At 60.9% G+C, this 13900-nt stretch carries 15 protein-coding genes; 9 read left to right on the top strand and 6 right to left on the bottom strand.

All coding sequences use genetic code 11. From position 1 onward, the window contains the following. Positions 1-163: 163 nt before the first annotated feature. On the top strand, positions 164-1558 hold the full coding sequence (gene sthA / locus ACEN93_RS07400) for a Si-specific NAD(P)(+) transhydrogenase (RefSeq protein ID WP_039772789.1): 1395 nt from the start codon (positions 164-166) through the stop codon (positions 1556-1558). Between the two features lie 42 nt (positions 1559-1600). Here the strand turns inward: sthA and ACEN93_RS07395 are convergent, their stop codons facing one another. Further along, positions 1601-2323 (bottom strand): glycerophosphodiester phosphodiesterase, encoded by a 723-nt coding sequence (locus ACEN93_RS07395; protein ID WP_495611254.1) that lies wholly within the window; start codon positions 2321-2323, stop codon positions 1601-1603. A gap of 14 nt (positions 2324-2337) precedes the next feature. Next, entirely contained in the window at positions 2338-2919 is a 582-nt protein-coding gene (locus tag ACEN93_RS07390; RefSeq protein WP_039772787.1) for a PilZ domain-containing protein, read from the bottom strand. Positions 2920-3013: 94 nt separating this feature from the next. Here ACEN93_RS07390 and ACEN93_RS07385 point away from each other — a divergent pair, with 94 nt between their 5' ends. The 3 genes from ACEN93_RS07385 (at position 3014) to ACEN93_RS07375 (ending at position 6263) form a co-directional block, all read left to right on the top strand. Next, on the top strand, positions 3014-4264 hold the full coding sequence (locus ACEN93_RS07385) for a lipoprotein-releasing ABC transporter permease subunit (RefSeq protein WP_039772786.1): 1251 nt from the start codon (positions 3014-3016) through the stop codon (positions 4262-4264). A 7-nt stretch (positions 4265-4271) separates the two neighbouring features. Further along, positions 4272-4955 (top strand): lipoprotein-releasing ABC transporter ATP-binding protein LolD, encoded by a 684-nt coding sequence (gene lolD, locus ACEN93_RS07380; RefSeq protein ID WP_162831788.1) that lies wholly within the window; start codon positions 4272-4274, stop codon positions 4953-4955. 63 nt (positions 4956-5018) lie between these two features. Continuing rightward, on the top strand, positions 5019-6263 hold the full coding sequence (locus ACEN93_RS07375; protein WP_011335181.1) for a lipoprotein-releasing ABC transporter permease subunit: 1245 nt from the start codon (positions 5019-5021) through the stop codon (positions 6261-6263). Positions 6264-6380: 117 nt separating this feature from the next. Here ACEN93_RS07375 and ACEN93_RS07370 read toward each other — a convergent pair whose 3' ends face one another. Both ACEN93_RS07370 and ACEN93_RS07365 read right to left on the bottom strand, forming a co-directional pair. Beyond that, a complete protein-coding gene (locus tag ACEN93_RS07370) occupies positions 6381-7718 on the bottom strand; it encodes a heavy metal sensor histidine kinase (RefSeq protein ID WP_127799030.1) in 1338 nt (445 codons plus the stop codon). Then, positions 7718-8398 carry a heavy metal response regulator transcription factor gene (locus ACEN93_RS07365; RefSeq protein ID WP_011335179.1) on the bottom strand — a complete coding sequence of 227 codons (681 nt, stop codon included), beginning with the start codon at positions 8396-8398 and terminating at the stop codon, positions 7718-7720. Before ACEN93_RS07365 ends, ACEN93_RS07370 begins: the two co-directional genes overlap by 1 nt. Positions 8399-8552: 154 nt before the next feature. Between ACEN93_RS07365 and copI the strand changes: the two genes are divergently transcribed. Next, on the top strand, positions 8553-9086 hold the full coding sequence (gene copI, locus ACEN93_RS07360; RefSeq protein WP_103386743.1) for a copper-resistant cuproprotein CopI: 534 nt from the start codon (positions 8553-8555) through the stop codon (positions 9084-9086). Between the two features lie 61 nt (positions 9087-9147). Continuing rightward, complete coding sequence (queF, locus tag ACEN93_RS07355) at positions 9148-9978, top strand: NADPH-dependent 7-cyano-7-deazaguanine reductase QueF (protein WP_085649295.1); 831 nt, start codon at positions 9148-9150, stop codon at positions 9976-9978. 63 nt (positions 9979-10041) lie between these two features. Here queF and ACEN93_RS07350 read toward each other — a convergent pair whose 3' ends face one another. Together ACEN93_RS07350 and pcrP are read right to left on the bottom strand one after the other, a co-directional pair. Beyond that, on the bottom strand, positions 10042-10305 hold the full coding sequence (locus ACEN93_RS07350) for a DUF4404 family protein (protein ID WP_039772780.1): 264 nt from the start codon (positions 10303-10305) through the stop codon (positions 10042-10044). Positions 10306-10413: 108 nt separating this feature from the next. Next, positions 10414-11034: an HAD superfamily inactivated hydrolase PcrP gene (gene pcrP, locus ACEN93_RS07345; protein WP_103386744.1), complete on the bottom strand. Its 621-nt coding sequence runs from the start codon at positions 11032-11034 to the stop codon at positions 10414-10416. 185 nt (positions 11035-11219) lie between these two features. On the opposite strand from pcrP, the gene ACEN93_RS07340 reads away from it, so the two are divergent. The 3 genes from ACEN93_RS07340 (at position 11220) to rssC (ending at position 13895) form a co-directional block, all read left to right on the top strand. Beyond that, positions 11220-11909, top strand: a complete 690-nt coding sequence (locus tag ACEN93_RS07340; protein ID WP_011335174.1) for an MlaA family lipoprotein — start codon at positions 11220-11222, stop codon at positions 11907-11909. 322 nt (positions 11910-12231) lie between these two features. Then, entirely contained in the window at positions 12232-13413 is a 1182-nt protein-coding gene (gene rssB / locus ACEN93_RS07335; RefSeq protein ID WP_041475374.1) for a two-component system response regulator RssB, read from the top strand. Beyond that, positions 13413-13895 carry an anti-sigma factor antagonist RssC gene (rssC, locus tag ACEN93_RS07330; RefSeq protein ID WP_003226553.1) on the top strand — a complete coding sequence of 161 codons (483 nt, stop codon included), beginning with the start codon at positions 13413-13415 and terminating at the stop codon, positions 13893-13895. Before rssB ends, rssC begins: the two co-directional genes overlap by 1 nt. Positions 13896-13900: the final 5 nt, after the last annotated feature.

Genomic DNA, 13900 nt, shown 5'->3' with positions numbered 1-13900 from the left:
AAAGTAGCCTACGACGCGACCAAGGGTTAATGTGCGCGGCGTTGACGCTTCTATAGACTGTGTCCGGGTTTTCTACTGGCCCCCAATTGTTCCTTCGCGCCGTCGTTCGGCGTGATTTAGCCGCCGGTGCTGCTGGCACCGCGGCCTGTTCTGAGGAGTACGCATGGCTGTCTACAACTACGACGTGGTGGTGCTGGGTTCCGGCCCGGCGGGAGAAGGCGCGGCAATGAACGCCGCCAAAGCAGGGCGCAAGGTGGCGATGGTCGACAGCCGTCGTCAGGTCGGCGGCAACTGCACCCACCTGGGCACCATCCCGTCCAAGGCCCTGCGTCACTCGGTGCGGCAGATCATGCAGTTCAACACCAATCCGATGTTCCGTGCGATCGGCGAGCCGCGCTGGTTCTCCTTCCCGGATGTGTTGAAAAGCGCCGAGAAAGTCATTTCCAAACAAGTCGCTTCGCGTACCGGCTACTACGCCCGTAACCGCGTCGACGTGTTTTTCGGCACCGGCAGCTTCGCCGACGAGCAAACCATCGAAGTGGTCTGCGCCAACGGCGTGGTCGAGAAACTGGTGGCCAAGCACATCATCATCGCCACCGGTTCGCGTCCTTATCGCCCGGCGGACATCGATTTCCACCACCCGCGTATCTACGATAGCGACACCATCCTCAGCCTCGGCCACACCCCGCGCAAACTGATCGTTTACGGCGCCGGCGTGATCGGTTGCGAATACGCTTCGATCTTCAGCGGTCTGGGCGTGCTGGTCGAACTGGTGGACAACCGCGGTCAGTTGCTGAGCTTCCTCGACTCGGAAATCTCCCAGGCGTTGAGCTACCACTTCAGCAACAACAACATCACCGTGCGTCACAACGAAGAGTATGACCGCGTCGAAGGCGTGGACAACGGCGTGGTCCTGCACCTGAAGTCCGGCAAGAAGATCAAGGCCGACGCCTTGCTCTGGTGCAACGGTCGTACCGGCAACACCGACCAGTTGGGTCTGGAAAACATCGGGGTCAAGGTCAACAGCCGTGGCCAGATCGAAGTCGACGAGAACTACCGCACCTGCGTGCAGAACATCTATGGCGCCGGTGACGTGATCGGCTGGCCGAGCCTGGCCAGTGCCGCCCACGACCAGGGCCGCTCGGCCGCTGGCAGCATCGTCGACAATGGCAGCTGGCGTTTCGTGAATGACGTGCCGACCGGTATCTACACCATTCCGGAGATCAGCTCGATCGGAAAGAACGAGCAGGAACTGACCCAGGCCAAGGTGCCGTACGAAGTGGGCAAGGCGTTCTTCAAGAGCATGGCGCGTGCACAGATCGCCGGCGAGCCGCAAGGCATGCTGAAGATCCTGTTCCACCGTGAAACCCTCGAAGTGCTGGGCGTTCACTGCTTCGGTTATCAGGCGTCGGAGATCGTGCACATCGGTCAGGCGATCATGAACCAGCCGGGCGAACTGAATACCCTGAAGTACTTCGTCAACACGACGTTCAACTACCCGACCATGGCCGAAGCCTATCGGGTAGCGGCGTACGACGGCCTCAACCGGCTTTTTTGACGGGCTCCGGCCGGTGGCCTGAGCCGGCCGGGGAGACCGATTTCAGCAATTCCCGAGGGTGGCAGTGGCCAAACCGGGAAAGTCTGTAATCAGGCTGTCAACGCCGAAGTCAGCGAGTCTGCGCATCAGCGCAGGCTCGTTGACGGTCCACACCGACACATGCAGCCCTTGACGCTGCGCCTTCTGCAGGCGTTCCGGCGTACACAGCGTCCAGTTCAACGCCAGAATCTCGCAACCGTAACTTTGTGCGACCTTCAGCGGGTCGAGCCAGGCGTATTCGGCCACCAGGCCGCGCGATACGTCGGGCACCAGATCCAGTGCAGCCTTCAAGACTTCCCGCGAACTCGAGGTGATCGTCACCTTGTCGAGCAGCCCGTGTCTGACTGCCATTTCACGGATCGCCAGCACGGTGGTCGCGGCGCGGGTGCGAGAAGCGCTTTTGACTTCCAGCTGCCAGTGCTCGAAACCACACTTTTCGAACAGTTCTTCCAGCGTTGGAATCGGGCATGGCTTGATCCAGCCCGGGCCGCCCTTGCGCGCGTCGTAGGTCACCAGCTCGGCGGCGGTGTGCTCGACCACCTTGCCGCGCCGGTCGGTGGTGCGCTTGAGGGTCGGGTCGTGGATGACCATCAGCTCGCCGTCCTTGGACAGGTGCAGGTCCAGCTCGCAACGGCGAACGCCGTGCTTGAGACATTCCTGAAAACTGCTCAGGGTGTTTTCCGGTGCTTCGCCCTTGGCGCCGCGGTGGCCGTAGATAAGGGTCACGGTTCTTCCTTAATTTAGATGCCTGATTCGTTCTGTTCGCGGGCCAGACGTCGTTCCTGGGCCTGCTTCTGCAAAATATAGCGGGCGAGCAACTGGCGCTGGGCGTCGGTCAGGTGTTCGAACTCGGTACCGACGTCGTAGCCGTCGCCCTTGCGGTCGCAATGGGTCACGCGGGCGCGCAGCAACAGGCCGAGGGCCTGGGGCATCAGCACCAGTTTCACCGAGAGGTGGGCGCCGGTAGCGATCGGGGTCGGGTGCTGAAAGTCGATGCCGCCCTCGGAGATGATCACCGGTTGCGGCTCGCCGATATGGCCGAGCACGGTCAGGGCGACCACCTGGCTGAGCAGGTCGATGCGTTTGTTCTGGGATTTCAGGAACGCCGCGATGGCGCGGTCGCGTTCACTGATCTGGCGCAGCAGGTGCTGCGACTCGAATTCGCTCAGGTGCAGTTCGCTGAGCAGGTTGAACAGTGGAGAAGCATCCTGCAACACTTCCTGGCCTGCGGCTTCGGGAGCGGACAGGGGCCGAATTTCCAGTGCGATCGTGTCCTCGATACGGTAGTATTCGCGGCGATCTTCTTCATCTAATGTCGACATGGCGAACCCATGGTAGCGGCGGTGGTCTGAGTGTAAAGCTGGTTATCGACCCCCGCCACAAGGACGTTCCTTTTCCCTCCGAACAAGCCCCGACATGTTCAGACCTCTCTTCGTATTTATCGGCACGCGTTATACCCGTGCAAAGCGTCGCAATCATTTTGTGTCATTCATTTCCCTGACTTCGATGATCGGGCTCGCCCTTGGCGTGGTCGTGATGATCGTGGTGCTGTCGGTAATGAACGGCTTCGATCATGAGATGCGCACCCGCGTGCTGGGCATGGTGCCCCACGCGACCATCGAGTCCGGTGAAGCCATCAACGACTGGCCGAGCCTGGCCGCCAAGGTCAAGCAGAACCCGCAGGTGGCGGCCGTCGCGCCGTTCACCCAGATGCAGGGGTTGCTGACCAACAACGGCCAGGTGTCCAAGGTGTTGCTCAATGCGATCGACCCGGCGCTGGAACGCAACGTCTCGATCATCGACAACTTCATGAAGCAGGGCAAACTCGACGATCTGACGCCGGGCAGCTTCGGCATCGTGATCGGCGACAAGGCCGCGACCAAGCTCGGCGTGGGCCTCGGTGACAAGATCACCTTCGTCGCACCGGAGGTCAGCGTGACCCCGGCCGGGATGTTCCCGCGCATGAAGCGCTTCACCGTGGTCGGCATCTTCCATGTCGGCGCCGGTGAACTGGACGGCTATCTGGGCGTGACCAACCTGCAGGATCTGGCGAAGATGCACCGCTGGAAGCCTGATCAGGTGCAGGGCCTGCGACTGAAGTTCGACGATCTGTTCCAGGCCCCGCGTGAGGCGTGGAACATCGCCCAGCGCCTCGGCGAAGACCGTTACTACGCCCGCGACTGGACCCGTACCCACGGCAACCTGTATCAGGCGATCCGCATGGAAAAAGCCATGATCGGCCTGCTGTTGCTGCTGATCGTCGCCGTGGCCGCGTTCAACATCATTTCCACGCTGGTGATGGTGGTCAATGACAAGAAGGGCGATATCGCCATTCTGCGCACACTGGGCGCCACACCGGGCACGATCATGCGCACGTTCATGGTGCAGGGCACTGTGATCGGCGTGGTCGGCACGGCCATCGGCGCCGTGGTCGGGATCTTCGCCGCGCTCAACGTCAGCGCCGCGATTTCGGCCCTCGAAGGCGTGATCGGACACAAATTCCTCAACGCCGACGTGTATTTCATCGATTACCTGCCGTCGCAGGTGCAGAGCCAGGACGTGGTCATGGTCTGCGCCGCTGCGTTGGTCCTGAGTTTCCTCGCCACCCTGTATCCTGCCTGGCGTGCCGCGCGCACCCAGCCGGCGGAGGCGCTACGTTATGAGTGAGTCGGGCATGAGTGAAAAAGCAATCTTGAGCTGCCGCAACCTGGGCAAATCCTACGAGGAAGGCCCGGAGTCGGTGGAAGTGCTGGCCAACCTGCAACTGGAGCTGCATCCAGGTGAGCGGGTGGCGATCGTCGGCAAGTCCGGTTCGGGCAAAAGTACCTTGCTCAACCTGCTGGGCGGCCTCGACACGCCGACCAAGGGCGGTGTCTGGCTCGACGGTGAAGAACTCTCGGCGCTGAGCGAGAAGAAGCGTGGCCTGCTGCGTAACCGCGCCCTCGGGTTCGTGTACCAGTTCCATCACCTGCTGCCGGAATTCACCGCGCTGGAAAACGTCTGCATGCCGCTGCTGATCGGCAAGACCGCGATCCCGGAAGCACGTCAGCGTGCCACGGCGTTGCTGGAGCGGGTCGGTCTGGGCCATCGTCTGGAGCACAAACCGGCGGAGCTGTCCGGTGGCGAACGCCAGCGTGTGGCCATCGCCCGTGCGCTGGTGAACAATCCAGGGCTGGTGATGCTCGATGAGCCGACCGGCAACCTCGACTCCCACACCGCCGAAGGCATTCAGGATCTGATGCTGGAACTCAGCACTTCGATGCGCACGGCGTTTCTGGTGGTGACTCACGACATGAACCTGGCTCGCCAGATGGACCGCGTCCTGCAACTGCAGGAAGGTTGCCTGACCCCCATCTGACGGCTTGAAACCCGATGTCTGAAAAAGCGTCGGGTCTTTTATTTTTATACGGTGCCCCAGCGAATGTTCAGACCGTTATCGATCTTTATCGGCACGCGCTATACCCGCGCCAAGCGCCGCAATCGCTTTGTTTCGTTCATTTCGATGACCTCGATGATCGGCCTCGCCCTCGGCGTGCTGGCGATGATCGTGGTGCTGTCGGTGATGAACGGCTTCCAGCGCGAAATGAGCTCGCGCATCCTCGGCATGGTGCCCCACGCGACCATCGTCGGCGTCAAGCCGATCGACGACTGGCAGCCAGTGGCCGCCGCCGCGATGAAGAACCCGGAAGTGACCGCCGCCGTGCCGTTCACCGAGATGGAAGGCATGCTGTCCTACAAGGGCATGATGCAGCCGATCCAGATCAGCGGCGTCGATCCGGCCCAGGAAGGCAAGGTGTCGATCGTTGCCCAGCACATTGTTCAGGGCCGTCTCGATGCCTTGAAACCGGGTGAATTCGGCGTAGTGCTGGGCGAAATCACCGCTCGGCGTTTTCGCCTCAACGTCGGCGACAAGATCACTCTGATCGTGCCGGAAGTCAGCACCGCACCGGGCGGCATCACTCCGCGCATGCAGCGCTTGAACGTGGTCGGCGTGTTCAAGGTCGGTGCCGAACTCGACGGTTCCATGGGCCTGATCCACGTCTCCGACGCCGCGACCATGCAGCACTGGGAGCCGAATCAGGTGCAGAGCGTGCGTCTGGCGGTGAAGGATCTGTACGCCGCGCCGAAGGTTTCCTCGGACATTGCCAGCGGCCTCGGCGCCGATTTCAAGGCTGACGACTGGACCCACACCCAGGGCAGCCTGTTCAGCGCGATGAAGATGGAAAAAACCATGATCGGCCTGTTGCTGCTGATGATCGTCGCGGTGGCGGCGTTCAACATCATCGCGACCCTGATCATGGTGGTGAACGACAAAGGCGCGGACATCGCGATCCTGCGCACCATCGGCGCCACACCCCGGCAGATCATGGCGATATTCATGGTGCAGGGCACGGTGATCGGCATCGTCGGCACCATCATTGGTGGCGTGCTGGGTGTGATTGCGGCGCTGAACGTCAGTGAGATGGTGGGCTGGGTCGAGCGGGTGACCGGGCAGCACATCTTCAGTTCGGACGTGTATTTCGTCAGCAACCTGCCATCGGAATTGCAGGGCGGCGACGTGCTGCTGATCTGTTCGGCGGGCTTCATCCTCAGCTTCCTGGCCACCGTTTACCCGGCGTGGCGAGCGGCGAAGATCGAACCGGCGCACGCGTTGCGCTATTCCTAAGCATCCTGATGCTCGTTCCCACGCTCCGCGTGGGAATGCATCAACGGACGCTCCGCGTTCGGCTCTTTAGGGCGCAGAGCGCCCCGGGCTGCATTCCCACGCAGAGCGTGGGAACGATCAGCTTCGAGGCAACTCAATCACAAACCGCGTCCAGCCCTGAGCCGATTCGCAATGAATCTGCCCGCCATGGGCCCGGATGATCGACTGAGTAATCGCCAGCCCCAATCCCGCATGCTCGCTGCTGCCTTCCTGGCGCGCCGGATCCGCCCGGTAGAAGCGGTCAAACAAACGCGGCAACAACTCCGCAGAAATCCCCTCGCCACTGTTCTCCACGGTCACCCTCATGGATTTCGCCTGCTCGGTGACCCGAATGCGCACCTCGCCGTTTGCAGGGGTAAAGCGCAACGCGTTATCCAGCAGATTCGATAGCGCCCGGCGCAACATCGCGCGATCCCCCTCAAGCTGCCCCGCACCGTCGCGGCTCAGGCCGACCTGAGCGTCTTCGGCCAGCGGCGCAAAAAACTCCAGCAACGCATCGGCTTCTTCCGCCAGCTCCAGCGGTTCACGCTTGGGCACCAGCAAACCGTGGTCAGCCTTGGCCAGATAAAGCATGTCGTTGACCAGTTGCGCCATCCATTGCAGCTCTTCGAGGTTGCTGTGCAGCGCTTCACGATAGTCTTCGAGAGGGCGAGGGCGGGTCAGGGTGACTTGGGTGTGGGTCAGCAGGTTCGACAGTGGCGTACGCAGTTCATGGGCGATGTCGGCAGAGAACGCTGACAGCCGCTGAAAAGAATCGTCGAGGCGTCCGAGCATGGCGTTGAAGCTGTGGGCCAATTCCGCGAGTTCTGCAGGCATCCGCGCTTCCGGCAATCGGGCATTCAGCGATTGCGCCGAAATCCCACGGGCCACGGCACTCATGCGCCGTAACGGGCGAAGACCGCTGCGGGCGGCCCAGGCGCCGAGCAGCGCGGTGGCCAGCGCCGAGAGGCCGACGGTCAGCCAGATCAGATGCTGCATGCGTTGCAGGAAGTGCTGGTGGTGGGTGATGTCCAGCAGCAAGGTCAACTGCGGTGAATCGGGTTTTCCCGGTTCAAGCGCGGCGTTGAGCAGGCGATAGTCCGTGCCGTTGTCGTTGATGGTGGCCAGACCGGGTTGCTGCGGCAGGTTAGCGGGGGTATGCAACGAGCGCCCAAACCAGCGCTGGCCCTCAGGGCCGCTGACGCGCAACGTGATATCGCCCTGTTGGCTCAGCTCATCGGTGATGTGCGCGGCGTCGCTACCACTCAGCAGTGTCTGACGCACGCTGAGCAGTTTTCCTTCGAGCAGTTGCTGGTCGAGCTCGACGAAGTGGCCCTCGCTGGCTCGATTGAAAACCACCCCGGCCACCAGCGAAACCACGGCGGTGCAGCCTGCAAACAACAGCGCCAGCCGGCCGCTCAAGGACAGTCTGCGCATCAGTCGGCACGCTCTTCAAGGACGTAACCCATGCCGCGCACGGTGTGAATCAGCTTGTTGGGGAAGTCGTCGTCGATCTTCAGGCGCAGTCGACGAATCGCCACTTCGATCACATTGGTGTCGCTGTCGAAGTTCATGTCCCAGACCTGCGAGGCGATCAGCGATTTGGGCAGTACTTCGCCCTGGCGGCGCAGGAGCATTTCCAGCAGGGCGAACTCTTTGGCGGTGAGGTCGATGCGTTGACCGCTGCGTTCGACCCGGCGGCGGATCAGGTCCAGGCTCAAATCGGCCAGGCGCAAGCTGGTTTCCTGGGGCGTGGAGCTGCCGCGGCGCAGCAGGCTGCGCACCCGCGCCAGCAGTTCGGAGAAGGCGAACGGTTTGACCAGATAATCGTCGGCGCCCAGTTCGAGGCCGTGAACCCGGTCTTCCACGGTGTCCTTGGCGGTCAAAAACAGGATCGGCGTTTCCAGGCCGGCGCTGCGCACCGCTTGCAGGATCTGCCAGCCATTGCGACCGGGCAGCATTACGTCGAGGATCAGCAGCGCATAGTCGCCGCTCAACGCCAATTGCTGGCCGGTGGTGCCGTCGGCCACCAGTTCGGTGTTGAAACCAGCCTCGGTCAGGCCCTGGCGCAGGTACTGGCCGGTTTTGGGTTGGTCTTCGACGATCAGCAGTTTCATGGGCGGCTCGGGTAGCGGGAACGAGGACGTTATACCGTGGGCAAACGCGGTGAGCGCCAACCTGACAAAGTTGTAATCTGCCTGTCAGGTCGCTGCCAGCGCAGGCGGGCTAGAGTTTCCCACAGGCTGAACCTTGATTTGTTGGAGTACGACTATGTTTTTGCGCAATCGTCTGGCCCTTGCCGCGTGTCTGCTGGCGCTGAGTTCGCCGCTGTGGGCATCGCCGGCGCACACCTATGACTTCGGCCAGCCGGCCCCGGCGGCCAAGGCCACCCGCAGCATCGAAGTGGTGATGGGCGACATGAGCTTCGATCCGAAGGCGATCGAGATCAAGGCCGGTGAGACCGTTCGTTTTGTGCTGGTGAATAAAGGCCAGTTGCTGCATGAATTCAACCTCGGCGACGCGACGATGCATGCAAAACATCAGCAGGAAATGTTGCAGATGCAGCAAAGCGGCATGCTTACGCCGACTGGCATGAAGGAAATGTCCCACGACATGGCGGGCATGGATCACGGCTCGATGGGGCATGGCATGAAGCACGACGACCCCAACAGCGTGCTGGTGGAGCCGGGCAAGACCGCCGAGCTGACCTGGACCTTCAGCAAAGCGGTGAACCTGGAATTTGCCTGCAATATTCCCGGGCATTACCAGGCCGGAATGGTCGGCAAACTGACTGTCAGTCAGTAAGCACTCAAAGGCGGGAGCAAAGGCTGGTAGAATCCGCTGATTCTTCAGTCAGGTTTCCGCCATGCATCCCGCAGCCGAACATTCGCCGCTGGGCAAATCCAGCGAATACATCGCCACGTACACACCGTCCCTGTTGTTCCCGATCCCGCGCACCGCGAAATGGGCCGAGCTGGGCCTGACCGCCGAAACCCTGCCGTATAAAGGCGTGGATTTCTGGAACTGCTTCGAGCTGTCGTGGCTGCTGCCGTCGGGCAAACCGGTGGTGGCGATCGGTGAGTTCAGCATTCCGGCGGATTCGCCGAACATCATCGAATCCAAGTCGTTCAAGCTGTACCTGAACTCGCTGAACCAGACGCCGTTCGCCGACATGGCGAGCCTCGAAGCGACGCTGGTCAAGGACTTGTCCGCTGCTGCCGGCAAGCCGGTGGGCGTGCGGGTTCGCAGCCTGAAAGACGTCGAAGCTGAAGGCGTTGTGGCGCTGCCGGGCGTGTGCATCGACGATCTGGATATCAGCGTCAGCAACTACGAACACCCGCGTCCTGAACTGCTGCGCTGCGACGATTCGCGGGTGGTGGAGGAGAGCGTGCACAGCCATCTGCTCAAATCCAACTGCCCGGTGACGAGCCAGCCGGACTGGGGCAGCGTGGTGGTGGAATACCGTGGCGCGGCGCTGGATCACGCCAGCCTGCTGGAATACATCGTCAGCTTCCGTCAGCACTCGGACTTCCACGAGCAATGTGTGGAGCGGATCTTCCTTGACCTGCAGCGCCTGCTGAAACCGGAAAAACTCACGGTGTTTGCGCGTTATGTGCGCCGGGGCGGGCTGGACATCAATCCGTACCGCAGCACTGAAAGCGTGCAACTGCCGAACCATCGTCTGGTTCGTCAGTAACCCGCCTCGCGGACATGAAAAAGCCCTGCCAGTGATGGCAGGGCTTTTTTGCATTCGCGGGTTTCAGATGCCCATGCTGACCAGAGAATTCATGATGTTGCGCAGTGTGCCGGCGATGGTGGGGTGATCAACTTCAAAACGCTCAACGGCCAGGTTCACGCCATCGGCAATGTTGGAGTCCTTGGTTTTGGTTTCCAGTTCAAGTTCCAGTTCGATCTGTTCCATCAGTGCATGTAGATCAGCGCGCTCGGCTTCGGTCAGCGGAGGATTTTGATCCAGTTGCTCGCGCAGGGCATTGAGCTGTTTCTGCAGTTCTTGAGCGGGCATGGTTGTTTCCTTTTATCGAGAGGCACTGGCATAGACCGCAGCTGTGCGCCAAAGGTCTATGGCTCTCCTTAAGACTAATCCACTCTTGGCCAACCTGCATGATCCCGGTCAGGGCTTTTCGCCTTTGAGGCGACGCAGGTTGATGTCCGCGAGGCAAGTGTCGAGGTCGCCCAGATGATCGATCACCGAGTGCACGCCGAGGCTGAACAGTTGCACGGTCGCCTTGCCGCGCAGTTGTTCGCGTTCCTTCTGGCTCAGGGCCTGCCATTCGCTCGGCGCCAGGCCGCACAGTGAACCGCAGGACGCCAGGCCAATGGTCCACAACCCGGCATTGAGGCCCGATTGCAGCAGGCGCGGTTCGCCGCTGACCAGTACGCAACCGTCGAGGCGATCGACATTCAAGCCCATCAACGCTTGCCAGCAGGCGTTGGGCGCCGGCCAAGGATTGATTGTTGCCGAATATTGCGATGGTTTGATCCAGTCTGGCAGCGCCGATGCCAGCACCTGAGTGCTCACGATGGACAACTCATCGAGCCAGGCGCAGGGAATTTGCTGGCGCTGCAGGCTGCGCAGGCTGTCGAGGGCGCCGGGTGTGACGTCGGCGTGTTCCGGGCCGACGCTGGTTTGATGACGGGCGCGGGCGCCGAAGTCCACCAGACAGCCGCTGAGTCCGAACAGCACGGCGGTCAGCGTCGGTGCCGCGAGGGGCAAGGCTTCGGCTTGAGGCATGGAAAACGTCCCTGAAATAGCGATCAGGCTAAGCGTCAGCGGTGACAGTTACGTGACAGGTGAATGACGAAGCGTCCTACAGAGGGTTTCACCGGGGAACTGCCTAAAGCGCCGTTTCCGTCTTATACTGACGCACTAATCGCCGCGGCCCAGGTGCTGCGTCCGTACTATCCAAGGAGTTTTCTATGCGCTGGAGCCATCCTCTTGCTCAGCTTTGTGTATGTGCCAGCGTAATGCTGGTGCCGTTCGCCGCTCAGGCCGCAACGGAAGAAGATCCTTGGGAAAGCGTCAACCGTCCGATTTTCCAGTTCAACGATTTCGTTGATACCTATGCGCTGAAGCCGCTGGCGCAGGGTTACGAATTTGTTACTCCGCAATTCCTGGAAGACGGCATCCACAACATGTTCCGCAACGTCGGTGATGTCACCAACCTGGCGAACAACATTCTTCAGGCCAAACCGGCCGCCGCTGGCGTCGACACCGCGCGCCTGATCTTCAACACCACGTTCGGCCTGCTCGGATTCTTCGACGTCGGCACCAAAATGGGCCTGAACCGCAGCGACGAAGACTTCGGCCAGACCCTCGGCTACTGGGGCGTCGGCAGCGGTCCTTACGTGATGCTGCCGCTGATGGGCCCGAGCACCCTGCGTGACGCGCCGTCCAAGTACGTCGACAGCTTCACCGGCCCGTATCGCTACATCAACGACGTGCCGGTGCGTAACTCGATTTTCGGCCTGAACATCGTCGACACCCGCGCCAGCCTGTTGTCCAGCGAGAAGCTGATCAGCGGCGACAAGTACACCTTCATCCGCAACGCCTACCTGCAGAACCGCGAGTTCAAGGTCAAGGACGGGCAGGTTGAAGACGATTTCTGATCTCGATTGATCGGTATGAAAGGGCGACCGCGAGGTCGCCTTTTTTGTGGGTGCGTCCAATGATTGGGTTACGGTTGAAGCCGTTCTTATAACTGCGAGTGATTTGACAAACAAAGTCTCCAAGCGACCATCGGCGCATGCTTGAAACGCTCGAAGGATGGGAGTACCGTCTGCGCCTTAGAAGGGCACCTCTGGTGCAACCGTGTGCGGGGCAAACGCTCCGAAGCGGTGCAGCAGAGAGGCTAGAAAGCGAATCCAGTAGTCTGCGCCGGGCCGTTGCCCCGCCTGCTACGCCAACCTAATTCTGGCGCCGTTTGCCCACATGCCAAAAACCAGTGCCACGCTGCTGATAATCGATGATGACGAAGTAGTGCGCGCGAGCCTCGCGGCCTATTTGGAAGACAGTGGTTTCAGCGTCTTGCAGGCCAGTAACGGCCAGCAGGGTCTTCAGGTATTCGAGCAAGACACGCCCGACTTGGTCATCTGCGATCTGCGCATGCCGCAGATGGGCGGTCTCGAACTCATCCGTCAAGTCACTGAGCGGTCACCGCAGACTCCGGTGATCGTGGTCTCGGGCGCCGGCGTGATGAACGACGCGGTTGAGGCCCTGCGCCTGGGCGCGGCGGATTATCTGATCAAGCCTCTCGAAGATCTGGCCGTGCTCGAGCACTCTGTGCGCCGGGCCCTGGATCGTGCGCGTCTGCTGCTGGAAAACCAGCGCTACCGCGAGAAACTGGAAAAGGCCAACCGCGAACTCGAAGCCAGCCTGAACCTGCTCCAGGAAGACCAGAACGCCGGTCGCCAGGTGCAGATGAACATGCTGCCGGAAAGTCCGTGGGCCATCGACGAATTCAGGTTCGCGCACCAGATCATCCCGTCGCTGTACCTGTCGGGTGATTTTGTCGACTACTTCCGGGTCGACGAGCGCCGGGTGGCGTTCTATCTGGCGGACGTGTCCGGTCATGGCGCCTCTTCGGCGTTCGTCACCGTGCTGTTGAAGTTCATGACCACGCGCCTGCTGTTCGAATCCAAGCGCAACGGCACGCTGCCGGAATTCAAGCCTTCGGAAGTCCTCGGTCATATCAACCGGGGGCTGATCAGTTGTAAGCTGGGTAAACACGTCACAATGGTCGGTGGAGTCATCGACGAGGAGACCGGTTTGTTGACCTATAGCATCGGCGGCCATCTGCCGTTGCCTGTGTTGTACACGCCTGACAGTGTTCGCTATCTCGAGGGGCGCGGTCTGCCGGTGGGGCTTTTCAACGAAGCCACCTACGAAGACCACGTGCTCGAGCTGCCACCGACGTTCAGCCTGACGCTGATGTCTGATGGCATTCTGGATCTTTTGCCAGAGCCCACACTCAAAGAGAAAGAAGCCGCTTTACCGCAAAAGGTGAAGTCGGCGGGCGGCAGCCTGGATGGTCTGCGGCAGGTTTTTGGATTGGCCACGCTAGGGGAGATGCCGGATGATATCGCCCTGTTGGTGTTGAGCAGGAATCTTTGATGAGTACCGGTAGAATCCAGTTCGCCGAGCAGGACGGCACCTTCGTCCTGAAGTTCGTCGGTGAAGTTCGCCTGACCCTGTGTTCGGCGTTGGATGCGACTATTGAAAAAATCTTCACCGCGCTGAATTTCAACGCGATCGTGATCGATTTGACCGAAACCCGCAGCATCGACAGCACCACGTTGGGCCTGCTGGCCAAACTGTCGATCCTGTCGCGGCAGAAGGTCGGCCTGCTGCCGACCGTGGTCACCACCCACGAGGACATCACCCGTCTGCTGCAGTCGATGGGTTTCGAGCAGGTGTTCAATATCGTCAACCATCCCGTGCCGTGCCCGGAATGCCTTGATGACCTGCCGGATCAGGACCAGTCGGAAGAGGTGGTGCGGATCAAGGTGCTCGAAGCGCACAAGATCCTCATGGGCCTGAACGACTCCAACCGCGAAGCCTTCCATGACCTGGTGAATGCCCTCGAACGGCACTGATCAGC

Source organism: Pseudomonas sp. Pseusp21, from assembly GCF_059492145.1.
Note: the sequence above shows the minus strand (reverse complement) of the source record. Positions and strands in the feature narration are given on the sequence as shown.